The organism is Pseudoxanthomonas sp. 68-E7 (genome assembly GCF_057773145.1).
The window spans coordinates 788,861-813,515 of sequence record NZ_JBYMTI010000001.1 but is presented as its reverse complement, the minus strand read 5'-3'; the positions used below and the strand labels follow the sequence as shown (position 1 = coordinate 813,515).

26 protein-coding genes and 2 tRNA genes are annotated in these 24,655 nt (G+C 62.4%); 14 read left to right on the top strand and 14 right to left on the bottom strand.

The window, feature by feature from the left end; genetic code table 11:
* Nucleotides 1-19 precede the first annotated feature (19 nt).
* A complete protein-coding gene (locus AC3DE2_RS03840) occupies nt 20-289 on the top strand; it encodes an oxidative damage protection protein (protein WP_295382765.1) in 270 nt (89 codons plus the stop codon).
* Between the two features lie 54 nt (nt 290-343).
* On the opposite strand, the gene AC3DE2_RS03835 is transcribed toward AC3DE2_RS03840, so the two are convergent.
* Nucleotides 344-793 (bottom strand): DUF6491 family protein, encoded by a 450-nt coding sequence (locus tag AC3DE2_RS03835; protein ID WP_295382766.1) that lies wholly within the window; start codon nt 791-793, stop codon nt 344-346.
* Nucleotides 794-976: 183 nt separating this feature from the next.
* Here AC3DE2_RS03835 and AC3DE2_RS03830 point away from each other — a divergent pair.
* The 6 genes from AC3DE2_RS03830 to AC3DE2_RS03805 all read left to right on the top strand — a co-directional run bounded on the left by AC3DE2_RS03830 (nt 977) and on the right by AC3DE2_RS03805 (nt 4,318).
* Nucleotides 977-1,052, top strand: a tRNA-Phe gene (locus tag AC3DE2_RS03830).
* 501 nt (nt 1,053-1,553) lie between these two features.
* Nucleotides 1,554-2,741 (top strand): serine hydrolase domain-containing protein, encoded by a 1,188-nt coding sequence (locus tag AC3DE2_RS03825; protein WP_488425117.1) that lies wholly within the window; start codon nt 1,554-1,556, stop codon nt 2,739-2,741.
* Between the two features lie 193 nt (nt 2,742-2,934).
* Nucleotides 2,935-3,138: a helix-turn-helix transcriptional regulator gene (locus AC3DE2_RS03820; RefSeq protein ID WP_488425116.1), complete on the top strand. Its 204-nt coding sequence runs from the start codon at nt 2,935-2,937 to the stop codon at nt 3,136-3,138.
* Between the two features lie 337 nt (nt 3,139-3,475).
* Nucleotides 3,476-3,817 (top strand): YkgJ family cysteine cluster protein, encoded by a 342-nt coding sequence (locus tag AC3DE2_RS03815; RefSeq protein WP_488425115.1) that lies wholly within the window; start codon nt 3,476-3,478, stop codon nt 3,815-3,817.
* Between the two features lie 9 nt (nt 3,818-3,826).
* A complete protein-coding gene (locus tag AC3DE2_RS03810) occupies nt 3,827-4,060 on the top strand; it encodes a hypothetical protein (protein WP_488425114.1) in 234 nt (77 codons plus the stop codon).
* Nucleotides 4,061-4,111: 51 nt separating this feature from the next.
* Nucleotides 4,112-4,318, top strand: coding sequence for a hypothetical protein (locus AC3DE2_RS03805; RefSeq protein WP_488425113.1), 207 nt, complete (start codon nt 4,112-4,114; stop codon nt 4,316-4,318).
* Between the two features lie 460 nt (nt 4,319-4,778).
* Here the strand turns inward: AC3DE2_RS03805 and AC3DE2_RS03800 are convergent, their stop codons facing one another.
* Together AC3DE2_RS03800 and AC3DE2_RS03795 are read right to left on the bottom strand one after the other, a co-directional pair.
* Nucleotides 4,779-5,246, bottom strand: coding sequence for a hypothetical protein (locus AC3DE2_RS03800; RefSeq protein ID WP_488425112.1), 468 nt, complete (start codon nt 5,244-5,246; stop codon nt 4,779-4,781).
* 786 nt (nt 5,247-6,032) lie between these two features.
* Nucleotides 6,033-6,356 (bottom strand): hypothetical protein, encoded by a 324-nt coding sequence (locus AC3DE2_RS03795; RefSeq protein ID WP_295382772.1) that lies wholly within the window; start codon nt 6,354-6,356, stop codon nt 6,033-6,035.
* A 643-nt stretch (nt 6,357-6,999) separates the two neighbouring features.
* Between AC3DE2_RS03795 and AC3DE2_RS03790 the strand changes: the two genes are divergently transcribed.
* The 3 genes from AC3DE2_RS03790 to AC3DE2_RS03780 all read left to right on the top strand — a co-directional run bounded on the left by AC3DE2_RS03790 (nt 7,000) and on the right by AC3DE2_RS03780 (nt 8,169).
* Nucleotides 7,000-7,452, top strand: a complete 453-nt coding sequence (locus AC3DE2_RS03790; RefSeq protein WP_488425111.1) for a fasciclin domain-containing protein — start codon at nt 7,000-7,002, stop codon at nt 7,450-7,452.
* A 341-nt stretch (nt 7,453-7,793) separates the two neighbouring features.
* Nucleotides 7,794-7,943, top strand: a complete 150-nt coding sequence (locus AC3DE2_RS03785) for a hypothetical protein (RefSeq protein WP_295382775.1) — start codon at nt 7,794-7,796, stop codon at nt 7,941-7,943.
* Nucleotides 7,944-8,016: 73 nt separating this feature from the next.
* A complete protein-coding gene (locus tag AC3DE2_RS03780; RefSeq protein WP_318288766.1) occupies nt 8,017-8,169 on the top strand; it encodes a hypothetical protein in 153 nt (50 codons plus the stop codon).
* A gap of 893 nt (nt 8,170-9,062) precedes the next feature.
* On the opposite strand, the gene AC3DE2_RS03775 is transcribed toward AC3DE2_RS03780, so the two are convergent.
* The 6 genes from AC3DE2_RS03775 to AC3DE2_RS03750 form a co-directional block, all read right to left on the bottom strand.
* On the bottom strand, nt 9,063-9,527 hold the full coding sequence (locus AC3DE2_RS03775) for a DUF4236 domain-containing protein (protein ID WP_488425110.1): 465 nt from the start codon (nt 9,525-9,527) through the stop codon (nt 9,063-9,065).
* A 167-nt stretch (nt 9,528-9,694) separates the two neighbouring features.
* Nucleotides 9,695-10,081: a type II toxin-antitoxin system HicB family antitoxin gene (locus tag AC3DE2_RS03770; RefSeq protein ID WP_488425108.1), complete on the bottom strand. Its 387-nt coding sequence runs from the start codon at nt 10,079-10,081 to the stop codon at nt 9,695-9,697.
* 8 nt (nt 10,082-10,089) lie between these two features.
* Nucleotides 10,090-10,272: a type II toxin-antitoxin system HicA family toxin gene (locus AC3DE2_RS03765; protein ID WP_488425106.1), complete on the bottom strand. Its 183-nt coding sequence runs from the start codon at nt 10,270-10,272 to the stop codon at nt 10,090-10,092.
* Nucleotides 10,273-10,425: 153 nt separating this feature from the next.
* Complete coding sequence (locus AC3DE2_RS03760; protein ID WP_488425105.1) at nt 10,426-10,965, bottom strand: hypothetical protein; 540 nt, start codon at nt 10,963-10,965, stop codon at nt 10,426-10,428.
* A gap of 604 nt (nt 10,966-11,569) precedes the next feature.
* Entirely contained in the window at nt 11,570-14,524 is a 2,955-nt protein-coding gene (locus tag AC3DE2_RS03755) for a bifunctional diguanylate cyclase/phosphodiesterase (RefSeq protein WP_488425104.1), read from the bottom strand.
* 299 nt (nt 14,525-14,823) lie between these two features.
* A complete protein-coding gene (locus AC3DE2_RS03750) occupies nt 14,824-16,611 on the bottom strand; it encodes a diguanylate cyclase domain-containing protein (RefSeq protein ID WP_295382784.1) in 1,788 nt (595 codons plus the stop codon).
* A 205-nt stretch (nt 16,612-16,816) separates the two neighbouring features.
* Between AC3DE2_RS03750 and AC3DE2_RS03745 the strand changes: the two genes are divergently transcribed.
* The 4 genes from AC3DE2_RS03745 to dxs all read left to right on the top strand — a co-directional run bounded on the left by AC3DE2_RS03745 (nt 16,817) and on the right by dxs (nt 22,098).
* Nucleotides 16,817-17,293, top strand: coding sequence for an LEA type 2 family protein (locus AC3DE2_RS03745; protein ID WP_488425102.1), 477 nt, complete (start codon nt 16,817-16,819; stop codon nt 17,291-17,293).
* A gap of 149 nt (nt 17,294-17,442) precedes the next feature.
* On the top strand, nt 17,443-19,233 hold the full coding sequence (locus tag AC3DE2_RS03740) for an acyl-CoA dehydrogenase C-terminal domain-containing protein (RefSeq protein ID WP_488425101.1): 1,791 nt from the start codon (nt 17,443-17,445) through the stop codon (nt 19,231-19,233).
* Between the two features lie 138 nt (nt 19,234-19,371).
* Nucleotides 19,372-20,022: an HNH endonuclease gene (locus AC3DE2_RS03735; RefSeq protein WP_295382787.1), complete on the top strand. Its 651-nt coding sequence runs from the start codon at nt 19,372-19,374 to the stop codon at nt 20,020-20,022.
* Nucleotides 20,023-20,193: 171 nt separating this feature from the next.
* The gene (gene dxs, locus AC3DE2_RS03730; protein ID WP_295382788.1) at nt 20,194-22,098 is read left to right on the top strand and encodes a 1-deoxy-D-xylulose-5-phosphate synthase; all 1,905 of its coding nucleotides are present in this window, start codon (nt 20,194-20,196) and stop codon (nt 22,096-22,098) included.
* A 51-nt stretch (nt 22,099-22,149) separates the two neighbouring features.
* On the opposite strand, the gene AC3DE2_RS03725 is transcribed toward dxs, so the two are convergent.
* The 5 genes from AC3DE2_RS03725 to AC3DE2_RS03705 all read right to left on the bottom strand — a co-directional run bounded on the left by AC3DE2_RS03725 (nt 22,150) and on the right by AC3DE2_RS03705 (nt 24,625).
* Nucleotides 22,150-23,175 (bottom strand): TraB/GumN family protein, encoded by a 1,026-nt coding sequence (locus tag AC3DE2_RS03725; RefSeq protein WP_488425100.1) that lies wholly within the window; start codon nt 23,173-23,175, stop codon nt 22,150-22,152.
* 79 nt (nt 23,176-23,254) lie between these two features.
* The gene (locus AC3DE2_RS03720; RefSeq protein WP_295382790.1) at nt 23,255-23,725 is read right to left on the bottom strand and encodes a cupin domain-containing protein; all 471 of its coding nucleotides are present in this window, start codon (nt 23,723-23,725) and stop codon (nt 23,255-23,257) included.
* A 102-nt stretch (nt 23,726-23,827) separates the two neighbouring features.
* A tRNA-Pro gene (locus AC3DE2_RS03715) sits at nt 23,828-23,904 on the bottom strand.
* A gap of 84 nt (nt 23,905-23,988) precedes the next feature.
* Nucleotides 23,989-24,345, bottom strand: coding sequence for a MerR family transcriptional regulator (locus tag AC3DE2_RS03710; protein ID WP_079723142.1), 357 nt, complete (start codon nt 24,343-24,345; stop codon nt 23,989-23,991).
* Nucleotides 24,326-24,625, bottom strand: coding sequence for an integration host factor subunit alpha (locus AC3DE2_RS03705; RefSeq protein WP_097121753.1), 300 nt, complete (start codon nt 24,623-24,625; stop codon nt 24,326-24,328). Before AC3DE2_RS03705 ends, AC3DE2_RS03710 begins: the two co-directional genes overlap by 20 nt.
* Between the last annotated feature and the right edge of the window lie 30 nt (nt 24,626-24,655).

Genomic DNA, 24,655 nt, shown 5'->3' with positions numbered 1-24,655 from the left:
TTCCCGCATTTCCAAGCACATGCCACGCACCGTCTACTGCGAATACGAAAAACGCGAAACCGAAGGCCTGGATTTCGTGCCCTACCCGGGCGAACTCGGCAAGCGCGTGTTCGCACACATCGGCAAGTCGGCATGGGCGGCCTGGCTGGCCCACCAGACCATGCTGATCAACGAGAACCGCCTGTCCCCGCGGGATCCGAAGCACCGCGCCTTCCTGGAAACGGAACTGGAGAAATTCCTGTTCGGCGGTGGCGCCGACAAACCCGCCGGCTACGTCCCGGAGGCATGAAAAAGGCGGGGAAATCCCCGCCTTTTCCGTTACATCGGCAGCCGGCCTGGTTGCCTAGTTGGCGGGCTCGCCTTCCTGGCGCGCTTCGACTTCAGCCTTGCGCATTTCCTTCTCGGCCGCCTTGAGCGATTTCAGATCCAGCGGACTGATGGTCTTGATCCGGCAGGACATCCGCATCACCCCGCTACCACCGCCCAGCGGGCGCACGCGATCGAAGTTGGTCACCCGCCCCATCATGCTGCTGATGGTGATGGCGGGCGCGAACTCCAGATCCTGGCAAGGACCCGCCAGATCCAGCAGGTAGGCTTCATTGGGCCTGGTCCAGACCGCCAGTGCGGAATCTCCCAGCGGCTGCCAGCCATTGAGGCTGCCGAAGTAGCTGAAATCCTTGACCGGCGCGGCCGCGTGCTCGCGATACATGGCAAGCCGCTCGGTGGAACTCATCTTGGTGGTGGCGCACGCACCCAGTGCGGCCAGGGCACATAGCAGGAACAGACGTTTCATGGCGTAACTCCCGGTCTGGTCGACGTTTTTTCTCGTCCCGGCGCCATCATGCACCCGCCACAAGGCACCGGCGCAGGCGCTCTCCCGGCACGTTCAGCCATCGTCCGGCTTGCCAGCCCGCCGGCCCTTCCCGTATCATGCGCGGCTCGCACCGGCCACGCAGCCGCAACGCGATAAAACCTTGGCCGGGTAGCTCAGTTGGTAGAGCAAGGGATTGAAAATCCCTGTGTCGGGGGTTCGATTCCCTCCCCGGCCACCATATTTTTCAAGGGCTTGCAGAAATGCAGGCCCTTTTTCTTTGGCCCCTTTGGATTCTGGTGCCTACTGGGCGCCTACAAAAGAATAGTTAGGCTGCGCTCAAGAGAAATCGTCTCGAGTCCCCGCAGGGGCATGAGCTAGTGCTATGAGGCGTCAGGTCGTCATCAAGGCATGTCGCCCGAGGGGTTAGCGGGAGCTGATTTCTAGAGGGCGCAACCTTCGTGCCTTGCCCCATCTATCTACTTTACGTGGGACTGGACCCAATCCCACTAAAGGAAGACTCCGAGGAATGTCCCGACAGGCTCCGCTTCAAGACCGGTCCCACTCCTCGTGTGGCGTACGCCCCGGTCCCACCCTATTAGTGCGATGGACCCCCGTCCCACTCCCGCACTCTTGAGGGCTGCCTTCGAACGAGCGCAACCGCGAGACCAGAGGCAGGTATGTGCCTTGGCAATCGGCTATCTTGGGAACCCATTCACATTCCCCCTCCAAACCCTGACGCATGCAAGCGATTTCGACGATGTTTCGAAACCGGTGGTGGCTTAATCTTGTCTTATTGTCCGCCGCGCTCTTGACCACGGGCTGCACGGACCCGCATGTACCGGCGAAGGATCTGGGAGCCGACATCGATGAGGTCGCCGCAACGCTGGTCGAACAGCCACTGCTCCACTCGACCTCGATTGGCGTCGTGTATCGGGGCACGGAATTCATCCGTCATCGCGGCGACATGGAAACCGGGAAGTCAAACCCTCCGACCAATGAGACCCTCTACGAAATCGGTTCGCTGAGCAAGACTATGGCGGGAACCCTGATGGCGAGTGCCGTCCTGGAGCGCAAGGTGAGCCTGGACGATGACGTCCGGATGTATCTGCAGGGGGACTATGCGAACCTGGAGTACCGAGGCGCTCCCATTCGCATCCGTCACCTGCTGTCGCATACGAGTGGCCTGCCGAACATGTTGCCGGAGCGCGCGAACACGGTGCTCGCGGATTTCACCGACCAGCGCACGCCCGGCGAGCTCAATGCCATCTACGCGCGCTACGGCCAAGCCGATTTCTTCAGGGACCTGCACGCTGTCGAGATTCGCCAGGCGCCCGGGAAGGACTATGCCTACTCCAGTACAGGAACCGAACTGACGGCGTATATTCTGGAGACGGTTTACAAGAGCGACTACGAGTCGCTGCTACGCGGATTCTTTCGCGATTCCGCGGCGATGACCGGCCTCAGAATCAGGTTGGGCGATACCGAGGCGACCCGGCTTGCGGTTGGCTACCACAGCGACAACCCGGCACCGACCACGCCAATGCCGCAATTGCCTTGGGGCGCATCCGGAAACGTAAAGGCGACGGTCCCGGAAATGATGAAGTACCTCAAGTTCCAGTTGGCCGGTGGGCCCATCGTGGCGGAATCGCACCGAACCCTCGTCAAATTCGATTCCGAGTTCAGCATCGGCTACTTCTGGAACATTGTCAGCGGCGACCGCTTGAAGGGCGTTTATTACGCTCATCATGGTGGCGTGCCCCGCTCGCAGTGCTACATCTACATTATCCCGAAGTACGACCTCGGTATATTCGTCATCACCAACCAGAGCGGCGACCACACTGCGCGCGCCATGGAGATGGCGATCAATACGCTGGTCGAGAGAATTGCCGCGCGAGAGAAGCTCGCCGGTCAGAGCCCATCCCGGTAGCATCAGCAGACCTTGGTCTCTTTCATGGGGATACCTCCACGCCTCCAATCGGCGTCAGCGGCTCGTTTGGGGAGTGAAGCTCAACAAAAATCTGGGGAAGAAACGAAACACCCCTCAACCCCACTTACGGGCGCCAAAGCTGGGTTGCAGACTGGCCACAGCACAACGATCGTGCTGTCACCTGTCAGATCCGATGGACAAGCCCCCCTCTCTGCTCACCCTGGAAAATGTCGTCTCGATTGCCAAGCGTCTAGGAATTGGTAGGTCAACCCTCTACGCCCGGGTCAAAAAGGGCTCATTCCCAGCTCCGATCAAAATCGGCCGGAGCAGCAGTTGGCTGACGTCAGAGCTCGATGATTGGCTCAGCCACCAAGCGCGAACCAGAAAATCTCCATGAACTAGACTTCAGGGGCATATGAGCCAATGTTAACGAGTACTACTTAGAGCCTTCGACCTCCTGAGACTCGGTTCTCGAAGGCTTGTCGAGCCATCGCTTCAGGTTCGCTGGCGCCTTATGACGTACGATGGCTGTCACAACCCTGCGTTCCCGCTCGACCGCCGTCAACGTCGCTCGCCACGCTTTCCTTCACGTACCGCCGTCCACTCGGCAGGTACACCTTCGGAGCGCCCATGACGGGCTATCAAGTTCGAGAGATCCACTACATCGTGGATGCGTATCGCCGACACGTGCTGTGCCACGAACAGCAGCTCGCCGGCTCCTGCGGCTGTGATGCATGCATTGGAAGTACAACGGCGTGATCGCCGACTCCCCCACAGGGCTACCGCTGTGCATGCAATGCGATGCCGTGTGTTGCCGACTCACGGTTGTGCTTCAGCCGGAAGACAATGTCCCGGCGCACTTGACTGCACAGCACCCAGCAGGCCTGACGATAATGGCACGCGATGAGGAAGGTTGGTGCGTCGCCATCGATTCGGCACACATGTGTTGCTCCATATATGAAACACGCCCGAACGTGTGCAGGCGTTTTGCCATGTCAGGCCCTTACTGCCAAGCCGTTCGTACCGACTACCTGGACAGCACCTCGCGAGGCATCCCTCTGACACTTTATCGGTAGGAGTACGGCATGTCCCGCCTCCGCAAGGATTTTGTGAGCAATATGGAAACGTCCAAAGTCAATCGCCGTATCAGTCGAGTATTTGGCCGCCAAAGGGGCGAATACCGCACGCTCACGCATGAAACCGTTGCCACAGACCTTGCCGCTTTCCTTCAAGACGGCGGAACCATCGAGGTACTAGACACAGCGCATATGCACCAAAAATATGACGATGACGGCGAGCCCATTCGTCAACAGGAATAACCGTTACAACCGTCGCCAAGCGCCGGCACTGAGTAAACCAGGAGAAATATTTTGGTCACCCCCAATTACGCATTCGAGAAGCGGCAGCGTGAACTAGCAAAGAAAAAGAAGCTGGAAGAGAAAAAGAGCCGCAAACGCGATATGGCTGTACCTGCGCCGGATACGTCGGCGTCTGAAGGTTCGGCAGCCCCGGAGCACAAGGTCGCCGCCGATCCGTCCAACACAGCGCCGCGCGTCCACCGAAAGCGCCCTCTTTAACCAAAATATAGCGAGCGCGGTTACGTCACTTGGCACCGACGCCTCTAGTGGTGACGAGGTGGCTCGAGCAAAAGGCGCTAGAAATCCTGAGCGGACCTCTGTTCAGTCATTTTGGGCACGAAGCAGACCAAAGCCCGCCCAAAGGTCGCGCCACGTCTCCGCACGGCGGAAACGATCTAGGTGGTCATATCCGCTAGACCAAATAGGTAGCCCTTGGCCTCCAGGAGACCGCGAAGGCGCTTCTCTGCGTCGTCCTTATTACGGAGTCGCCACGACCATAACTCGTAATAGGGCTGCTTCGCGTGGTCATAAACAGACGTTCGCCTGCTGACGCTCACATCGGAAGATTGGGCAGCTTCCTGCCACATCGCTTGTAGCTCAGCCGGGCCAATCGACTGGCGATGTCCCACGTGCAGGGTAAATGTGAGTTCATGTCGATGTCGCATGTGGACCTTAATGTCTAAGGGTGGATTGAGTTCTGCGCACGGGGAAGGTCCAGCCAGACGCTTAGTTCCGAAGAGTCTCCGTCGCCTCCAATGATGAGTGCATTGCAAGTCGCATCCAGTCCGTGATGAAACCTAAGCTCCTGATGGAGCTGGCGTACGCCGCCCATCTTCAGGAAGCCGACTTTGCGTCCGTCGATGTAGGCAGTGACCGCTCCCTTGCCATACGGGCTGCCGTTCTCTCTTCGCAACGTGGCCATGCACTCGTGGTACACGTATCCGCTACCGACGATCTCACGAAGTTCTCTTCGGAAGACCGCGCTCCCTGCGAGAGGGACTGGATAACTCCAATCCCCAGGTGGAATCCGGAAGGTCGCACCCTCCATTTTTGGGCGATCAGACTTGGCTTGGTAGAGGAGGAGCGCCACGAGCACCAGCGCGGCGACCGAAACGATGACGAATACATCAGTGTCCACTAGCGCCATGAATTTCTTCGAGTAGGTGAAGGTATATGGCTCTCACTGACAACGGGCACCAATTTCCCCAAACCTACACGGGTGAAGTCTCCGGTTCCGTGGAAATCAAGCTGTCCGCTGCTCTTCGAATTTAGAACATCGCTTCCAAGAAACACCTCCCTGCCGACCGCCACGGGTCGGACCGTACTGCAAACGGCCTGTGAGACCCGCAATACACTGACGCCAGCCTGCTTCCAGGCTACATCCGGAAGGAGTCTACGGACCACTGAGCTATCCACCCAGACATCTACCATTCCTCCCGTCATCGACCGGCATTTCCCGATTCCGATATCAAACGCCATGTGCCCTCCTACAGGGCGGTATGCCTGAGTGTGAATAGATAGCCGCGTGTCATGAGGCGTTGCCTCATCCTGGCTTCGACCAGGCGCCGGTCAAACGTCTCGCCCGCCCATAGCTCATAGCCGGGGCGACCAGCAGCGTTTCCATGCATCTGTCGTCTCACATTGGTATCCAGTGAGTCACAGGCCGTCGCCCACATGACCCCCAGTTCATCGGGACCGGCGGATTGCACAGCCCCCACATGCAGGGCAAATACTTGGCGGCGACTTTGGGCACAACACATCCTTAGCCATGGGCTATACGTGAGTGCCGAAAGGAGATGGTCGCCTTGAAAAGATGGCGAGAATGAGCAGCCGCCCAGCAAGGTATACACGTATACGCTGTTGTCTACCGTTGCACAAGGAGCAAAGCGGCCCCGCTCATTCGCTCGCTGCGGCCCGGTAAGCGCATGAAAAACTACCTGTTCGACTTCCAGGCGCCGCCGACTATACCCAGCCGAAGCCAGACGGCTTGTACCACCTGTTCGGCATGAAACCAATCGAGTCGCTTTCCTGGCTCTATCTGGCGGTCATACGCGCATTTGAGAATGTCCATCAGTGCCTCCAACCGCTCCCCTCTCCAGGCGAGATAGGCGTCATATGAGAACTTCAGCGTGGGACGCAACTGGCTGAAGCTATGGTCCAGACCGGGCAGTTCTCCTCTCAGGACCACCTGCTCCCAATGCAGCAGTTCGGTTTCAATATTGATGACGGTTCTCTCTGCTGCCTTCGACGGGTCCATGGCCCAGCCGGGACCCATCATGGGAGCGCCACTACGTGCCCCGTCCTTACGGCCGGAAAAGTTGCCCTAGTGCGTCACCCGGCGCGCGGACCCAGCAGGATGCCCGGACCAGAACCTGTGTTCGTTGTGGAAATGGTTCGCCATATGCTTGGCAGTGCGCCGCACAGCCCCTGTGCGGGCGATGGAAGGCGGCTCTTCCATGGCGAGGGGAATAATCGGCCAGCCTTCGTTCTCGGCCCTCTCCACGGCCACCGACGTCTGCATGGCTGCAACGCATTCCCCGAAATTCGCATTTACGACACGATGGCCTTTATTTCTCTTCATAACGTTCTCGTTTTCGTACAGGCCGGCACGAAACGGACGTTGGAGATAGGCGAGGCTCGCATTCCAGCGGTGCGTCACCTTAGCATCTATGCAAGGTGAGTGCCGATATTCATCCTCCTGCTCAGACCGACGGCAGTGCTCACGGCACAGTAACAACCATGGGGCTATGGTCATTGGGTTGCCGCGCAATGCCGCAACGGCTCCTCAAGCCGCGCCGCACTTCCACACACTCTCCGCATTGAGTTCTCGCCCCGGCAATCGGGGCCTTGGCTTCGGCCATCTTCGATTTGCAATCCGCAAATCACACCAAGGCTCACCCATGAACACTACCCAAGAAAACAAGTCCCAGGAGAAGAACCTCCTGGATACCGCCGCTGCCAACGGTTCCTTCAAGACCTTCGCCCGCGCCGTGAACCAATCAGGGTTGAAAGACACCCTGGCTGGACCAGGCCCCTTCACGATCTTCGCTCCTACCGATGAAGCGTTCGCCAAACTGCCTCCGGGCAAGCTGGAAGAATGGTTCAAGCCCGAGAACAAGGCGGAGCTCACTTCGGTTCTGAACTATCACCTTGTCAATGGTCGCCGCAGCAAGGCGGACATCGGCAAGTGGGAGGCTGCGCGGACAGTGAACGGCCAGCCGGCCCCCATTCAACTGGCAGGCGACAGGCTCAGCATCGATGGCGCCGAGGTTACCCAGGCGGATATCGCGTCGACCAATGGCGTTCTCCATGGCATCGACAAGGTCAACATCCCGGCTCCAGTCAAGCACTGACGAGAATCCACAAGGGACTGTGGACGGCAGGAAAGGACTCCTGCCGCGTTGTTGGGTCGAATCACTGGAATGACGTGTCACACGAATACCGACCGCGCACGCGGAAGATGAGGCTCCTATGAAAGCTGCACTGAAGTCTGTCCGGGACTATCTCCGGCGAAAACTTGGCCTCATCGCCCCCGCCTTCCTGGCGCATGTCGCATCCGACCCGAAGCGAACGGGATGGCCGCCGATGCCTCAACAGGGCATCCAAGACAAAGAGGAAGGGTCGCCTCGCTGGCATCCGCATGGACCACCTGACAAATGGCGCAAGAGCTGGAAATCAAAGTGAGGAAATAGAAATGGACAAGTCCAATAAACGCGGCAAAGCCAAGCACGCCCCTCGCGTGTCTCGCCCCTTGGTCAACGCCGCCCTGCCCCGAACGGAAGTTCGTCTCCCCATCAAACCGCCGGGCAAGGGGCAGTTGCGAAATCCCGGCAAGTACCAATAGCTTTTTCTATCCCTACAAACCAGGCGCGACATCGTAAATATGACGATTGATACGAGCCAAGCAGGAGAACGTAATGCAGAACCATCAGACACAAGACAAAGACCAGAAGAAATCCGCGCCGTCAGCGCCTCAGTCCCAACCGGACAAAAAGGAGGCCAAGCAGGGAGACCAACAGGCGAAGGAACGTCAAGCCAATGAAGGCGGCCCGCAACATAGCAAGAAGTAGTTTCCGAATAAACTTCACCAAGGGCTGCGCATCTGCACAGCCCTTCTCACTGTCCCACACCAGAGAACTGAAATGAGTGTGTCCGACCAAGCCACAGCATTGATGGTCAAGATTGTCTACCAGCTTAGGCCACCGGCCACTACGACGATGGCTCCATGCCTTCGTTGCAGCAGCCCGAGCCCCGGAGGACAGGTCTGCGCCGCGTGTTTGGACGATGACTTGGGTGGTCTGATTAAGAACAGAGGTGCCGCCGTACGCTGGCTAAACTCGGTGAAGCAGGCCGCTCAGGACGAGCGAACTGTCATTTCATATGCGCAGAAGATGGACGAGGCGAGAAGCAGATAGATCTACTCGAACGCCCTACGCCTGCCAGACCCGGCAAGGGCGCCACTCATGCTGGGCCTAGAGCTCCATGTGCCGCGCTGTCCTACCCCGCTAAGGAATCCATCGCATCCCGTCCAGTTGTAGTACGGGTCCAACCAGTAGCCAGAGAACAGTAAGAACAATCGCTACTGAAACAACGATTGCCAGAGCCATCAAAACCTCGCCTGTTGTCGTTTTCACCGAGGCGCCCTCTGCATGAAGGCTGAGAATGCGTGCAAGTCAGTGAAAGGCGAATGATGGCATCGAAAGTAGCGGAAGAGCTAGTGAGCCCCAGCTATAGGCGAAAAATCTGTTGTGGCATCATGGATCTTGCCTGGCTCCATGCACCAGTAAACGCCGTATGCAATGGCGAGAAACGCCACCGCGATGAGGGCACCGAGGGCAATCCGGCGTTGGGTCCTGAGCTTCATGCCCCGACCGTAGCACCCTGCCGTTACCGTAGGGTCCTGAAAAGGTTGCCATTACGTATCGACGTGACCTGCGTGCCTATTCAGCAAGACGTTGAGCCATCAACGGTCCAGGTGCTGAGTCTTAGCCTCTTCCATGATTTGAGCGAGTGTCTTCTCTGATTGCTGCTCTATCGCGGGAACTGAGCTCACCGGCTCAGCACGGAGCGCCGCTATCGGCTGTTTACCGGTCTTTCGGTATTCGATGTAGTCGCGTGCCGTAAGGAAGCACCATTGGGCGCATTGCCAGGCCAAAGTCAGTAGGACGACAAGCACCTTGAAGGCCACTACCGCCAGCACAGCGGCCACCGTGAAAAATGCAGCCACCGCAATAAACACTAGCGCGCCTTGGCCCCCCTTCCCCCAGCCCTGCCGGTAGCTAAGGCCTGGGATGCCCGTGCGGATACTGAATCCGCTTGAGCCAATAGACCCGTGCTTGCCCCTCACGCTGGTGCCAATGCCTGACTTGCTCAGGTTCAGTCCAAGCCCACTGCCAAGGTTGATTCGACGATAGAACCGGAAGCCCATTTGTGTCCCCTCCACTCCCCTAGGGCGGATAGTCTCACTCACTGGACGGGGAAGTCGAATTCAAGGGGAGATTGATGTCTGGCACCTTAGCCGACTCCTTAGCCCATTCCGCAAAAGAAAAACCCCGGCTAGACCGGGGTTTCTTTTGTTCCATTGTGGAACGGTAGTTAGCCAACTGCCATGTGGGCAATATAGCTAGAGCGACTTTCGCCGGCTTCTTTGGCCTTTGCATCAAGACGCATCAATACGCGCCTTGGAAGTGTAATGTTGACGCGCTCTATGGTGTCATCCAGAAGGGCCGGGTCAACGTCAACGAACGCGACCATCCAGCCAGAAAAATCGCCCTTGTCGAGCGCTCTCTGAACGGATGAGGGAGCCGGAATCGCCCTGCCCTCGTCCAGAGCAGCATCAATCCAGGCGGCGGCGGCTTCTTCGACTTCGGCCATTGCTTCATCCAAGGTATCGCCAGCCGAGAAGCAGCCCGGAAGATCAGGAACGACCACGCTCCACGCGGTTTCGTCGTTACCAGCTTCAATCATGACGGGATATCTCATGGTGCCTCCTACTTCAATCCTGCGAGCTTTCGCAGGTTATTTATCAGTCCGCGACCTAAGTCCTTCTTGGGATGCGGAACAGTGATGATGTTTGGGTTGGTTGGGTGCTTATAAACGTGGTGGGAGCCACGAACGCGGTCCAGTTGCCATCCATTGGCTTCCAGCTCTTTGATGAGGTCTCCGCTCTTCATGATGTGTATTGTACACACTCGGACCCGCATTTCAACTGAAATACACAACAAAACCCAAGAAACCCCACAAATCCACTCACTTTCTCCAGGTTCGCTAACGTTAGCGGGCACTAAGTAGAAGTTCTGAATACCGTTCAGCCCCACCCCCCAACCCTAAGCCGCCATCGGCCAGAACATCCCTTGCCCCTCTGGGGTCTCGTACCGGAAGCCGGCCAGCCATCTCCGGCGCCAGGGGGTGAAGTCCTCGGGAATGACCTCCACTTCGTCGAAACAAGACGGCTGGACGGCCACCCAGCCGGCGGCCCTCCCCAAGCGACGTCGTATGGTGTCCCGCCCCACCCAGACCAGCTCGGCTAGGTTCCCTAGGTCCCATTCCATCCTGGCCAGCAAGATGACGTAGGCGGCAGCTTGGGAATAGCCGGCTCGGACCATGGCCATCAACTCATCCGCTTGGTCCTCAATGAGGCCACGGACCAAAGGGTCGTCGGATTCCGGTCCGGAAAGGACCCTGGAGAGGGCGGCCCCCGCGGTCTTTTCTTCAGGCTGGTCCCAACCCCGGTCCAGCTTCACCGCGTACCGGACCGTCTTGTCCGCGTACTTCCCATGCCTCGCTCCCAGCCATGCCAATAGCTTGTTCTGGTGTTCGACGTCAGAGAAGTCGAATGGCTCATCCACCCCCTCGCCAATCTCCATGGCGATTAGCCAAGCATCATTGATGATGTCCCCTAGCTCCATCTCTCCACGCGTTGCGCTTTGCGATTCTTCGCAAGCCTTCGCGCCTTGCTTCTACGAAAGCCTCGAACTGATGCATCCACTGCTCGCTTTTCGGAAAGAAGGAGCGCGGAGCATATGCGCCATCCAGTTAGGAGTGGCCTAGCAAATTGCTAGATTGATCAGCCCATCACGTTGGGAGCGGATCTGCGTTACTCAATGTCCCATGGTCTACCGGCTTCTTGGATGCGTTCGGCACCCTTCAGCCAATCCTGGTCCGTTAGCTGTATCAAGCCGCCAGTTGGGCGTTCAGGCCTGCCAATGGCATGTCGGCTATTTGAATTCACATCCTGCCGACCAACAGAGGAAGTGTGGCCATTGATGTTCCCTCGCGCGGTTGTTGGGACGAACGAGGCGAAAGACCCCATTCCATGCAGGTGAGCAGCCGGCTCAATCGCGGAGCACCACGCCTGGCCTCCGTGCCGAATACTCCCTGCACGACCAGGCCAACAGGCGAATTCGCGCGAGAACCGCGAGGCGCCGCATCCCGTGTCGCCATCTGCGGCATGCGACGCCCACCAAAGGGTCATGCCAGGCGAAAATCCCGCAACCGCTCGAATAAATCATCCAGCGCCATCGGCCTGGCAACGTAGTAACCCTGCACCTGATCACAGCCATTGGTCCGCAACCATTCGAGTTCTTCCCGCTCCTCGACGCCTTCGGCGATCGTGCGCAAATTCAATCCCTGCGCCAATGCGATGAGCGCGCGGCAGATCGAGGCGTTCCTTTCGTCCCGGTGTACGCCGACGACGAAGCTCCGATCGATCTTCAGGTAGTCCAGTGGCAGGTCGCGCAGGTAGGCCATGCTCGAGAAGCCGGTACCGAAATCGTCGATCGAAACGCAGACGCCCTCGCGCTGGAGTTCTTCCAGGGACGCCCGCACGGTCTCCCGCCCCTTGAGCATCGCCGTTTCGGTCAGCTCCACGTGCAACGCGCCCGCCCGCAGGTGATATCTGTCAATCGCCCGTCGCAGGCTCGAAGGCAACCGTCCTCCCAGGAACTGCACCGCGGAAACATTGACCGCGACCGCGACCTCATCGAATCCGGCGGCCTGCAGGCGTGCCCGTGCGGCAGCCGCGCGGTCCAGCACCCACTCGCCTATCGGGATGATCAGGCCGGATTCCTCGCTGAGGGGAATGAAGCTGGAGGGAGGCACATGGGTTCCGTCGGCCTGGCGCCAGCGCAACAGCGACTCCACCGCCACTATCCAGCCGGTGGCCAGGCTGGCGATGGGCTGGAAGAAGAGTTCGAATTCATCCCGTTCCAGCGCGCTCCGCAGGCGCGACAGCATGGCCAGGCGTTCGGTCGCCTGTTCGGCCATCTCTTTCCGGAACGGGGCCGCCGGCTGGTTTTCATTGCGCGCATGCAAGGCGGCGAGCGCCGCGTCATCGATCACCTGTTCCGCTCCGGCGTGCTCCACGCCGGACGAACGTGCCAGGCCTATCCAGGCATCCACCCGATGACTGCCGCCCTCGAACTCGACCGGATCCGCGAGCGTGTCGAGCACGGCCGACGCCATGGCATCGGTACTCGCGCCTTTCGTAGCCACCAGCACGAATGAATCGGACGGCAGGTAGGCCACCGGGCCATACCCGCGCGCAAGCCGCTCCAGCCGCCGCGACACCTCGGCCAGAATCGCCTCGCCCATGCGCCGCCCGAGGGTGGGAGAAACAATCTCCAGGTCGCGCAGTTGCACGTAGGCCACGCCATAGTCTGTTTCCCACGCGGGCGAACGCTCGTCCACCTGCGCCATCAGCGCACGCAGTTTGAGCATTCCCGTACTTTCATCGTGGGTCGCCCGCCAGGCCAGCTCCTCCTCATAGGCAACCCGTTCGCTCACGTCCTCGGCCAGGACCAGGCGCGCCGCCTGTCCATCGAACTGGATGCTGCTGCTGTGGACGCGGACATACATGGGGCGCCCATCGCGCGCGTAGTGGAGCCATATCCGCTCGGATTCGCGCGGCTCAATCGCGTCGCCCACGGACACCCGCACCGCGGCGTGGTCCTCGGGCGCACGGATCTGCAGGATGGTCATGGCCAGGAACTCGTCCCGCGAGTACCCGTATTTCCGGATTGCAGCTTCGTTCACCGCCAGGAACCGCAGCGATCGCACGTCGAAGACCCAGAACGGCAGTGGATTGAGATCGAACAGTTCGCGGAACTCCTGTTCCGCGCGCTCCAGCCTGGCCAGGTTTTCGCGCCGCTCGGTGATGTCGATGATGGTGCCCGTCATCAACGGCTTGCCGGCCCCGTCGTCCACCCGCGCACCGCGAGCGCTGATCCACCGGTGCCGTCCCTCCGCAAGCACGATCCGGTATTCGGAATGAAACGCCCCGCCACTGGCCAAGGAGTCGGAGAACTCGCCCTGCACCCGCAGCCGGTCCTCCTCGTGCATGCGCTCGAAGAAGTCCTCGAGCGGGATCAGCGCCTCATCGTCGCGGAAGCCGAACAGTGCCGCGGCCTGCGCCGACGCGCGCACCTTCTCCTGGTCCAGTTCCAGTGCCCAGACGCCAGCGCGCGATGCATCCTGGGCCTTGACCAGCCAGTCCGCCTGGCGCATGAGTTCCGCCTGCGCCCGCTCGCGCGATGCCTCGGACGAGACCAGTCGCCGCATCAACAGCACCATGCCGATCCAGTAGAGAAACAGCACCGCAACGGCGGTGAAGACATAGTTCCACCAGGGAGCAAGCACCTCCCTTTCGGCAATGCCCACCGCCACCACGAAACGATAGCCACTGGTCGAAGTGAAACTGGCGAAGCGCTTTATGCCGTCGAGTTGGCTGGCCAGTGGGACCTGCACGGTGGTATCCGTCGCCAGCCCTTCGGGAATCCGGATACGCCGGCCGACATGCCCGCCCCCCGTCCCGCGCCGCGCAAGCACGATGCCGCTCGCATCCAGGATGGCCGCGCTGCCCCAGCGGCCGATGTCCAGGCCCTCGAGAATCCGCTGCAGTTCGTCGGTCCGCAGGCGTGCGACCAGCCAGTTCCCATCGGTGGTCCGCAGTGCCAGCGGAACCACCGGCTGGGCATGGCCGTGCACCTGCAATCCGCCCACGTGCAGGCCGGCGGTATCGCCCGGAACCTGGAAAGGCGCGGCTCCATTTTCGGTGACGCCTTCGCGGATCGGCTCGCCGCCGGGGCCGTAAAGATCCACGTCCTGGAGTTCCGCGTTCCTGGAAATGACGCTGCGGATCACCGCACTGATATCCCAGGTTCCCTGAGCCGGGTACTCCCTGGCATAGCCATCCGCATCACTGGCCATCCCCCGCAGGGCACGCTCCAGATGGCGGATCTCGTAGTGCAGGAGCCGGTCCACGCCCTCCGCGACCGCCAGGCTGTGCCGCTCCGCGGCTTCGATGCGGGTACTTCGATCATGCAGGACGGCCGCGAGCAGGCCGAAAGTCAGCGCCAGCCCCAGGGCGATGCCGATGTGGCGCAGCGTGGTGGTGGAACCGGGAGTCGCAAGCCCTGCGGAATTCATGTCCATTGAAAGCGTGGGGGGACGCGGCCTGGCGATGCAGCAAGGGCGGGAAGCGCCGCGTTGGCTCCCGATGATGGCAAGTTACCCGACCCGTTCGCCAATTTTTTGTGAAATTCTTCACCCTATTCGCCGCACACGACCGGCACGGTATTTCCACCACCGTGAGGCGAACCCGTGCATGCGGAACCCGCTGCGGGAACCCGCGGCATGCCTGCAGGCGATGCGTGCGCGCAAGAAGAGGACGTTCCGGATCCCGCCCGCTTTTGCCCGCGTCGACATGCCCGATACGGGCATGCCCCTCATCGGGGCCGGAGCGTTGTTTCGCCGAGGATTCCCAGGCGATACTGGTTCCGGCCGCTTTCCTTGGCTTCGTACAATGCGTCGTCGGCGGCGACGAGCAGATCGTCCTGCGCCTTCACCTCATGCGCGAACGCGACGCCGATGCTGGTGGTGATCTGCAAGGTCAGGCCATCCAGCTCCATGGGCTCGCGCATGCCGGCCAGAATCTTCCTGGCGACGATCCTGGCCATCTCGGGATCGTCGATCTGGTCAAGCAGGATCACGAATTCATCGCCGCCCAGCCGCACCACCAGATCGGTGGCCCGGACGCTGGCGAGCAGGCGCCGCGCGAATTCGCGGATGACACGGTCCCCCACCGCGTGTCCGTGGGTGTCGTTGATCTGCTTGAAGTGGTCGATGTCCAGGTACATCAACGCGATCGCTTCGCCGCTGCGCGCGATACGCAGGAGCGCCAGCGAAAGTCGTTCCTCCAGTTGCCGGCGGTTGGGCACGCCGGTGAGCGCGTCGACCCGGCTCAATCGTTCCAGTTCGCGCTGGCTGGCTTCCAGCGCCTCCTCGGCCGCCACCCGCTTGCTGATATCGCGGCCGGAAAGAATCAGATCGTTCTCGGTCGGATCGTCTTCCTTCGGGATGGGCCGCATCACCACTTCCATCCACAGGTAATGTCCCTCGCGGTGGCGGACCCGGTAGCGGAGTGTCTGCCGCGTTCCCGACGCCAGCACTTCCGCCATTGCCGCGCGCTGTCGCGGCTGGTCCTCCTGGTGGACCAGGCTCCAGCGTTGGCCGAGCATTTCAGCGGGCTTCCAGCCGAGGATTTCCTCCGCCGCCGGCGATACGTAGACACGTTCGCCATCCGGCCGCAGCCTTACCACCAGATCGCCGGAATGATCGGCCAGCAGCCGATAGCGATGCTCGTTCTCGCGGACCTTCGAGGTCAGCTTGTCGCGCTCGGCCATGCCCAGCACGACCGGAATGGTGATCAGGCAACCGCCCGCCAGATACAGCTGCAGCAGGGCGATGCGGCCGGCGTTCCCGAGATCCCCCAGCACCCACAGCGGCCCCTTGCCGGCGGCGGTGAAGACACCGCCAATCACCGCAAGCAGGACCACGCCGACCGCGACGCCAGGGAAGCGATGCCTGAACGCCCCCAGCAGCAGCGGTGGATAGGTGAGGAACAGGACGGGATAGGGAACACTGAAGACCAGCAGTCCCACCGCCACGATCAGGGCCATGCTGATGGTGAAGCTGCGCCCCTTGCCGCGTGGCGCCACCGCGCTCCAGCCTTCGACGTGGATCACCAGCGTCGCGGTGGCGAAGATCACCATGCCCACCACGTGTGCGGCGTACCAGCCCAGGAATGCCCGGGGAAAATCGATGCCGCCGGCAAGCCCGGACATCCATGCCGCCAGCACGCCCGACAGCGCGCATCCCGCCAGGGTGCTGGCGGTGGCGACACCACCGAGGGTGAGCCAGCGCTGCGGATCGCCGATGTTGGGCACCACCCGGCGCACCGGCCAGGCCACCGCCAGCACTTCGATCAGGTGGCAGGTCACGAGGAATCCCGCCTGCCCCAGGGGCACGCCCGCCAACCGTTGTCCGGCCAGATCCGCCACGATGCCCACGCCGAGGTACACGGGCCAGATGCGCGTTTCCCGCGCCAAAAGCCAACCGGTGAGAATGCCGCTCGAAATCCAGACGGCGGCCAGTTCGTCCGCCGCGCCCTTGCCAAGTTTCAGCGAAAGCCAGGCGGTGCCGCCCACCAGGACCGCGAGCGCGATCCGGTCCATCCATCCGCCGATTTGCTTTCCAGCGCCCATAGCGCCACCCATCCACGCGGCCGGCCAGGCACAAGGCTGGCCTCCCTCCCGTCATCGACATGTCGATGCCCCGTCGCAGTGTATCCGTTCCGCCTGCGCCAATCGCGCGCCCGGCGACTCGTGCCGATCGCCGCAACCGTACTATCCTTGGCATCCACAGGAATGGAGCAACAGCATGATTCGGCGCGGTCTGACAGCGATGGTTTTCCTGGCGACGGCCCTGCTGGCCGCATGCAGCGGTGGTCCGGTGCGGCGCGTGTCGGAGCCGGCCGCCAGCATCCAGCAGTTGACCGTGCATGCCAATGGCAGTTGGTCGGTGGATCTGCGCCTGCAGAACTACAGCAGCATCCCGATGCGTTTCGATCGGGTCAGCCTCTCGCTGCAAGTGGATGGCCACGACGCCGGCAAGCTGGAGGCGGCTCCCGCCGTGTCGGTGGGGCCGGAGTCGGCGGACGTGGTGACCTTGCCGTTCACCCCCAGCGCCGAGGCCAAGATGGTGCTGGCCGATACCCTGGCCGGCCGGCGTTCGCTGCCCTACAGCCTGAAGGGCACCGCCAACGCCACCCCCGAGGAAGCCAAGCCGAGGGATTTCGACATCGATGGGCACAGCACCCTGAACCCGGTCCCGGGCCTGGACGGCGTGCTGCGCTGAGCCATCCGCCCGTTTGTCTCCCCGGAACGGCCCCGCAAGGGGCCGTTCCCGTTTCCGGGCGGGGATGTTGCGCCGCGGCATCCCGCACTCCATACGCCGTAGTATGCTGAGCGCTTCCGGCCCTCCGGGCCGCCGCCTGAACTTCCCCCATGAGTGCTTACCGCGCGCCCCTGACCGACATCCGCTTCGCCCTCTACGACGTGCTGGGCGCCGAAGCCCTGTTCGCGCGTCTCGGTTACACCGACGCCACCCGCGACATCCTGGACGCGGTGCTGGATGAAGCCGCCCGCTTTTCCGAGGTCGTCCTGGCCCCGCTCAACAGTGTCGGCGATGAAGTCGGCTCGACCTACGACAAGGCGAGTCAGACGGTCACCACTCCCCCCGGCTTCAAGGCTGCCTATGAACAGTTCATCGAGGGTGGCTGGACCGGCCTGACCGCGTCGCCGGACTTCGGCGGGCAGGGCCTGCCGCATGTGATGGGCGTACCGCTCAATGAAATGGTCAACGCGGCCAATCTGGCCTGGGGCAACTTCCCGCTGCTGTCGCACGGCGCGGTCGAGGCACTGAAACAGCATGGCGAACCGTGGCAGCAGGAAGTGTTCCTCAAGCCCCTGGTCGACGGTCGCTGGACCGGCACCATGTGCCTGACCGAACCCCATTGCGGCACCGATCTGGGCCTGCTGAAAACCCGCGCCGAGCCCAATGCCGATGGCAGCTACGCGATCACCGGCACCAAGATCTTCATCACCGCCGGCGAACACGACCTGACCGACAACATCGTCCACCTGGTGCTGGCCAAGCTGCCGGACGCGCCGGCCGGCGCCAAGGGCATCTCGCTGTTCGTGACCCCGAAGTTCAAGGTCGATCGCGACGGCAAGGTCGGCGATCGCAATGCGCTGCATTGCGGTTCCATCGAGCACAAGATGGGCATCAAGGGTTCGGTCACCTGCGTGATGAACTTCGACGGCGCCCAGGGTTACCTGGTCGGACAGCCGCACAAGGGCTTGCAAGCCATGTTCACCATGATGAACACCGCGCGCCTGGGTGTGGGCCTGCAGGGCATCGCCCTGGGCGAGCGCGCTTACCAGAACGCATTGCGCTACGCGCGCGAACGCCTGCAGACGCGCGCGCTGGGCGGTCCGAAATTCCCCGACAAACCGGCCGACCCGATCATCGTCCATCCGGATGTGCGACGCATGCTGCTGACCGTCAAATCGCTGGTGGAAGGTAGCCGCCTGCTGGCGCTGCACGCCGGTACGCTGATCGACGTCGCCAGCCACTCGCCGGATTCCGCGGAGCGCGAACGCGCCGATACGCTGGTGAGTTTCCTGACCCCGATCTCCAAGGCCTGCCAGACCGAATGGGGCATCGAGAACACCTACCACGCGTTGCAGTGCTTCGGTGGCCATGGCTACATCCACGAACACGGCATGGAGCAACTGGCACGCGACGCGCGCATCACCACGCTCTATGAAGGCACCACCGGCATCCAGGCTTTGGACCTGATGGGACGCAAGACCGCTTCCACCCAGGCGGCCGGGCTGAAGATCTTCCTCGCCGAAATCGAATCCTTCCTGCGCGAACACGAAGGCAATGCGGCCGTCGCCGAATTCATCGCCCCGCTGCGCGAGAAGGCCGCCGAGTGGGCAGGCCTGACCCGCGAGATCCTGCAGCGGGCCAGCCAGGATCCCGAGGAAATCGGCGCGGCCAGTTACGACTACCTGTTCTATTCGGGTTACATCACCCTCGCCTACTGGTGGGCGCGCAGCGTGGCAACCGCCGAAGCGTCGTCGCAATCCGAGGCATTCAAGCAGTCAAAGCGCGAAACCGCGCAGTTCTACTTCGCCCGCATCCTGCCGCGCACCCTCGGCCACGCCGCCGCGATCGCATCCGGCGCCGCGCCGCTGATGAGGATGGCCTCGGAGCGGTTCGGCGAATAAGGCGCTCCGGCGAACGGCAATCCCGCCCGGATGCGTGGCGGGATTGCCCTTTCCTGGCTTGCCTGGCGTTGATAGCCGCCGACATCGCGGGCGCGGCGCTATCCAAATTGTCATCAATCAGGTATAACCTGATACCCCATGGAAGCAGACAGAGCTCAGCTTCACCTGGTCGACACCGGCAGCGCATCCGGCCCGGCGGTCATTGCCCCGCAATCCCCTTCCCGCTTCACTCCGCGCCTGCTGTCGCTCGACGCGCATGGTCGCGTGCTCGACTGGATCAACTGGCAGGATGCGACCTGCCTGTACGCACGCGGGGCGGTTGCCTGGACGCTGGGAGATCCCTGCCTGCGGGTGCACGGCGGCACCAGCCGGATGACCGGCGAGCAAAGCGTCATCGAACTGCATCCGATCGTGGCCTCGCGCGGACACGCCCGTGCGCACGCGCTGTCCCCCACGCCGACGCTGACCAACACGGCGCTGTTCGCCCGCGATGCCTATCTGTGCCTGTACTGCGGCCAGGACTTCAGCCGCCAGCACCTGACCCGCGACCACGTCCTGCCGCTGTCCAAGGGTGGACGCGACATCTGGGAGAACGTGGTCTCGGCGTGTTTCCATTGCAATTCGCGCAAGAGCAACCGCACCCCCCAGCAGGCCAACATGCCGCTGCTCGCGGTACCTTACCGGCCGAGCTGGATCGAGCACCTGATCTTGTCCAACCGCAACATCCTGGCCGACCAGATGGCATTCCTGAAGGCGCATCTGCCCAAGAAGTCCAAGCTGTCCGCCTGACCCCCGGAAACGGCCTTCCCGCCGGCTCCGGCCAGGCGATCCAGTTCTCGGCAGGGGTGAACAGGCCGTGAGTCCCCGCCTTTTTTCCACCGCTTCCGCCAGGCTTCACCTGTTCGCTTGCCCCACCTCACATAAGGGGGGGAAAATAGCGGGCCAGATGAAATCAAGCCCATGATCGATCCCGTCCGCTATCCCCGCCTTTCCCGTATCGAGACGCCCGCCGACCTGCGCCGGTTCGAGGAGTCCGAACTGCCGGCCATCGCCGAGGAATTGCGTGGCTACCTGATCGAGTCGGTCGGCAAGAGCGGCGGACATTTCGGCGCCGGCCTCGGAGTCATCGAGCTGACCGTCGCCCTGCATTATCTGTACGAGACCCCGGTCGACCGACTGGTCTGGGACGTGGGCCATCAGTGCTATCCGCACAAGATCCTCACCGGCCGCCGCGACCAGATCCACACGGTCAAGCAGAAGGATGGCGTGGCGCCATTCCCCAAGCGCGACGAGAGCGAGTACGACACCTTCGGCGTCGGCCATTCCTCCACCTCCATCTCCGCGGCCCTCGGCATGGCCGTCGCGCTCGCCCAGCAGGGTGACGACCGCAAGGTGGTCGCGGTAATCGGCGATGGCGCGATGACCGCGGGCATGGCGTTCGAGGCGCTCAACCATGCCGGCGGCATGGAGCCGGAACCGAACCTGCTGGTGATCCTCAACGACAACCAGATGTCGATCTCCGAGAACGTCGGTGGATTGACGAAGATGCTCGGCCGGCTCAGTAGCAGTCGCACGCTCAATGCGCTGCGCGAGGGTGGCAAGAAGCTGCTGGGCGACAAGAAGAAACCGCCGGCACGCTTCATGCGCCGCTGGGAGGAACACTGGAAGGGCATGTTCGTGCCCTCCACGCTGTTCGAGCAGATGGGTTTCCACTACACGGGTCCGATCGATGGGCATGACGTGGAAGCGCTGGTCGGCGCGCTGAAGACGCTCAAGACCCTGAAGGGTCCGCAGCTGCTGCACATCCTGACCACCAAGGGCAAAGGCTACGAACTGGCCGAGGGCGATCAGATCGGCTACCACGCGGTCGGCCCGTTCGACCCGGAAAAGGGCCTGGTCAGCAAGGCCGGCGCCAAGAAGCCGACCTACACCGACATCTTCGGCGACTGGCTGTGCGACATGGCCGCGGCCGAGCCGAAGCTGCTGGGCATCACCCCGGCCATGCGCGAAGGCTCCGGCCTGGTGCGCTTCAGCAAGGAATACCCGGACCGTTACTTCGACGTCGCCATCGCCGAACAGCACGCGGTCACCCTGGCCGCCGGCATGGCCTGCGAGGGTGGCAAGCCGGTGGTGGCGATCTATTCCACTTTCCTGCAACGCGGCTACGACCAGCTGGTGCACGACGTGGCCATCCAGGATCTCGATGTCCTGTTCGCGATCGATCGCGGCGGCGTCGTCGGTCCGGATGGCGCCACCCACGCGGGCAACCTGGACCTGAGCTATCTGCGCTGCGTGCCGAACATGGTGGTGATGGCCCCCGCCGACGAAAACGAATGCCGGCGCATGCTCAGCACCGGCTACCACCACACCGGCCCGGCCGCGGTGCGTTATCCGCGCGGCACCGGCCCCGGCGCGGCCGTGCAGGCGGACCTGGATACGTTGCCCATCGGCAAGGCCGAGCTGCGCACGCGCGGCAACCAGGTGGCGCTGCTGGCGTTCGGTTCAACCGCCGCCGCCGCCGAACAGGTCGGTCGCGAACTCGGACTGACCGTGGTCAACATGCGTTTCATCAAACCGCTGGATCGTGCGATGGTGCTGGACCTGGCGTCGAGCCATCACGGCTTCGTCACCATCGAGGACAATGTGGTGATGGGCGGTGCCGGTTCCGGCGTGGCCGAACTGCTCAACAGCGAAGGCATCGCCTTGCCGGTGCTGCACCTGGGCCTGCCGGACGAATTCCAGCATCACGCCAGCCGTGAGGACCTCCTGACCGAAGCCGGCATCGATGCCGCCGGCATCCGCGCCTCGATACTGCGCCGCTGGCCGCAACTGGCCGCCAACGCGCCGCTCAGCGCGGCGGGCTGAGTTTCTCCTCGATTCCTCCGCTTTCGCGGCCATCATTGCTCGTCGCGCCGCTCATTCCGGCGCTTCGATTTCATAACCCTTCGCCTGCAGCTTTGCCAGCAGCCCGTCGTTTCTGAGCAACTCGGAGATCGGCAAGGTCGCGAAGGTGGACGCGTTGGTCCGCAAGGCGTCCTCCGCGGCCTTCAGCCATTCACCTTGCAGCGCCACCGCCACGTTGGCGATGCCGCGCTTGCGGGCGAACTCGGTTTCGGTCAGTACCTGGGCGCAGGTGCGGTTCTGGTCACCATAGGGCAAGGCACGGAGTGCAGGAATGTCGCCGATCGCCCAGGCATTGGCGCGCGCGGTCATCAACGGCAGATCATTCTCCAGCCGATCCAGGGTCGCCCGGAAACAGGCGCTGTCGTCGAGTTGCGCGCCCGCGAACTCCTTCAATGCCTGCCGGGGCTGTTCGACCTTGAAGCTCAGTTGCGGCGTGGTGACCTTCAGTTTGTGCCGCTTGATGGCCTGATCCACGACCGGGCTGACAATTCCCGACTCGACCAGCCCCGCCTGCTTGAGGCCGGCCTCGTACAGTTCCCGTGCCGCGAAGATCGGACGCCATTTTTCGACGCCCCTGTCCCGTCCCAGATAGCGCGCCTTGAGCACCTGCCAGCGCGCATAGAGGTCAGGCGGCAGCACCTCCCGCAGGGTCCGATCGTCCGGATTGCGCCTCGCCTTGAGCATGGAGGGAATGAGCAGCGCGCCGCGGATGATGCCGATGTCCGCATCCACCTTCACCCGCGGTGGCTTGATGGCCTCCTGCGAGGCGGCAATTACCTGCTCCACGTCCTGCGACAGCCAGGTCATCCGCTTGGGCATGGGCGACTGGGTGCCGAGGATGTACAGCGTGCGCCCCTCGCGGCTGACCCGCCACAGGCCGGGCCCCGGCTGCGCGCCACTGACCACGACCGCGTCCATGTCGATGACCGGTCCGGCGGCCCGGACATCGGGCGCAGGTGGAGAAGACGCCTGCTGTGCAGACGCGGTCCATGACACGCAGAAGGCCAGCAGGACACCGGCACAGGCCAACCATCGCATTCCCCGCACTCCCGGATAGGCGCCAGATGCGCCAGGCGCTGGCTCAGACCGCGCGGCCGTACCGCGGTTCCCGCGCGACTCAGGCGACCTTGCCGCCCGCCTCGCGCAGGTGCCGAGCGGTCTCGCTGTCGTGTTCCAGCAGTTGGAAGCCCTTCCAGGCGAATCCCGGCGAGACCGAGCAATCCATCAGCGTGTAGTCGCCCAGGCTGCGCGCGCTTTGCCAGATGCCGGCCTTCACCACCTGGACCTGCTGGCCTCCGCGCGCGGAGGTGTCGAGTTGGGCGCGGCTGAGGGTGCGGTTTTCCGGATCGAACATCGACAGTTCCAGCGGGCTGCCCTCGGACCAGTCCCAGATCTCGGTCGCGTCGACCCGATGCCAGCGGCTGGTGACACCGGCCGTGAGCAGGTACTTGATGGCGGTGAGCGTGGGACGCTCGATGCCATTCACTTCGGTGCGCTTGGTCGCTTCGAAGATGCGACGGTAATACCCGCCCTCCGGATGGGGAGCCAGGTCCAGCGACTGGATCAACTCTTCTGCGCGCGGATGCATGAAGGGATACTAAACATGAGCGCGGGGGTTCCCGCAAGGTCGCCCGCAACAGCCGGACACGAAAAGGCCCGCGCGTGGCGGGCCTTTTCGTCTCTTGCGAGTTGGTCGGGGTAGCCGGATTCGAACCGACGACCACCAGTCCCCCAGACTGGTGCGCTACCAGGCTGCGCTATACCCCGAATCCTGGAAAACGTCCGCCTTGCGGGCGGTCGCTGATTATAGCGGGAACGCGCCTGGCTTTCCTAGGCGCGTCCGCGGAAGACTCAGCGGCGAAGCAGCTGCAGGATTTCTTCCAGCTCCATCCGCACCTGGCGGACGATCTGGTTGCTCAGCGCCGACTCCTGCTTGGCACCCTCGCCTTCCAGGCGCAGGCGCGCACCGCCGATGGTGTAGCCCTGTTCGTACAGCAGGCTGCGGATCTGGCGCACCATCAGCACGTCATGGCGCTGGTAGTAGCGGCGGTTGCCACGGCGCTTGGCCGGTTCGAGACTGGGGAACTCCGTTTCCCAGTAGCGCAGCACGTGCGGCTTCACGTCGCACAGTTCGCTGACCTCACCGATGGTGAAGTAGCGCTTCGCCGGAATCGGCGGTAGCTCGCGATTACTGCCCGGATCCAGCATAGGCTTCCACACGCTCCTTGAGTTTCTGCCCCGGCCGGAACGTCACCACGGTCCGCGCCGAAATGGGGATCTCCTCCCCGGTCTTGGGATTGCGGCCAGGCCGCTGGTTCTTGCGGCGCAGGTCGAAATTGCCGAAGCCGGACAGCTTCACCTGCCGCCCCTGTTCCAGCGCGTCGCGCAGCACGTCGAAATAGGCGTCCACGAACTCCTTGGCCTCACGCTTGTTGAGACCCACCTCGTCGAACAGCCGCTCGGCCATCTCGGCCTTGGTCAGCGCCATTTCTGCCTGTCCCCTGTTTCTGTTCCCAGT

Excerpts from the sequence above, each read along its gene's own strand:
- AC3DE2_RS03755 (WP_488425104.1), bottom strand. The coding sequence starts at position 14,524 with ATGAATTCCGCAGGGCTTGCGACTCCCGGTTCCACCACCACGCTGCGC.
- AC3DE2_RS03820 (WP_488425116.1), top strand. The coding sequence starts at position 2,935 with ATGGACAAGCCCCCCTCTCTGCTCACCCTGGAAAATGTCGTCTCGATT.
- AC3DE2_RS03750 (WP_295382784.1), bottom strand. The coding sequence starts at position 16,611 with ATGGACCGGATCGCGCTCGCGGTCCTGGTGGGCGGCACCGCCTGGCTT.
- AC3DE2_RS03810 (WP_488425114.1), top strand. The coding sequence starts at position 3,827 with ATGTCCCGCCTCCGCAAGGATTTTGTGAGCAATATGGAAACGTCCAAA.
- AC3DE2_RS03720 (WP_295382790.1), bottom strand. The coding sequence starts at position 23,725 with ATGCATCCGCGCGCAGAAGAGTTGATCCAGTCGCTGGACCTGGCTCCC.
- AC3DE2_RS03840 (WP_295382765.1), top strand. The coding sequence starts at position 20 with ATGCCACGCACCGTCTACTGCGAATACGAAAAACGCGAAACCGAAGGC.
- AC3DE2_RS03775 (WP_488425110.1), bottom strand. The coding sequence starts at position 9,527 with ATGGGCTTCCGGTTCTATCGTCGAATCAACCTTGGCAGTGGGCTTGGA.
- AC3DE2_RS03795 (WP_295382772.1), bottom strand. The coding sequence starts at position 6,356 with ATGGACCCGTCGAAGGCAGCAGAGAGAACCGTCATCAATATTGAAACC.
- AC3DE2_RS03745 (WP_488425102.1), top strand. The coding sequence starts at position 16,817 with ATGATTCGGCGCGGTCTGACAGCGATGGTTTTCCTGGCGACGGCCCTG.
- AC3DE2_RS03710 (WP_079723142.1), bottom strand. The coding sequence starts at position 24,345 with ATGCTGGATCCGGGCAGTAATCGCGAGCTACCGCCGATTCCGGCGAAG.
- AC3DE2_RS03780 (WP_318288766.1), top strand. The coding sequence starts at position 8,017 with ATGCAGAACCATCAGACACAAGACAAAGACCAGAAGAAATCCGCGCCG.
- dxs (WP_295382788.1), top strand. The coding sequence starts at position 20,194 with ATGATCGATCCCGTCCGCTATCCCCGCCTTTCCCGTATCGAGACGCCC.
- AC3DE2_RS03725 (WP_488425100.1), bottom strand. The coding sequence starts at position 23,175 with ATGCGATGGTTGGCCTGTGCCGGTGTCCTGCTGGCCTTCTGCGTGTCA.
- AC3DE2_RS03790 (WP_488425111.1), top strand. The coding sequence starts at position 7,000 with ATGAACACTACCCAAGAAAACAAGTCCCAGGAGAAGAACCTCCTGGAT.
- AC3DE2_RS03825 (WP_488425117.1), top strand. The coding sequence starts at position 1,554 with ATGCAAGCGATTTCGACGATGTTTCGAAACCGGTGGTGGCTTAATCTT.
- AC3DE2_RS03835 (WP_295382766.1), bottom strand. The coding sequence starts at position 793 with ATGAAACGTCTGTTCCTGCTATGTGCCCTGGCCGCACTGGGTGCGTGC.
- AC3DE2_RS03760 (WP_488425105.1), bottom strand. The coding sequence starts at position 10,965 with ATGGAGATTGGCGAGGGGGTGGATGAGCCATTCGACTTCTCTGACGTC.
- AC3DE2_RS03765 (WP_488425106.1), bottom strand. The coding sequence starts at position 10,272 with ATGAAGAGCGGAGACCTCATCAAAGAGCTGGAAGCCAATGGATGGCAA.
- AC3DE2_RS03815 (WP_488425115.1), top strand. The coding sequence starts at position 3,476 with ATGCATTGGAAGTACAACGGCGTGATCGCCGACTCCCCCACAGGGCTA.
- AC3DE2_RS03740 (WP_488425101.1), top strand. The coding sequence starts at position 17,443 with ATGAGTGCTTACCGCGCGCCCCTGACCGACATCCGCTTCGCCCTCTAC.
- AC3DE2_RS03735 (WP_295382787.1), top strand. The coding sequence starts at position 19,372 with ATGGAAGCAGACAGAGCTCAGCTTCACCTGGTCGACACCGGCAGCGCA.
- AC3DE2_RS03800 (WP_488425112.1), bottom strand. The coding sequence starts at position 5,246 with ATGGCGCTAGTGGACACTGATGTATTCGTCATCGTTTCGGTCGCCGCG.
- AC3DE2_RS03705 (WP_097121753.1), bottom strand. The coding sequence starts at position 24,625 with ATGGCGCTGACCAAGGCCGAGATGGCCGAGCGGCTGTTCGACGAGGTG.
- AC3DE2_RS03770 (WP_488425108.1), bottom strand. The coding sequence starts at position 10,081 with ATGAGATATCCCGTCATGATTGAAGCTGGTAACGACGAAACCGCGTGG.
- AC3DE2_RS03785 (WP_295382775.1), top strand. The coding sequence starts at position 7,794 with ATGGACAAGTCCAATAAACGCGGCAAAGCCAAGCACGCCCCTCGCGTG.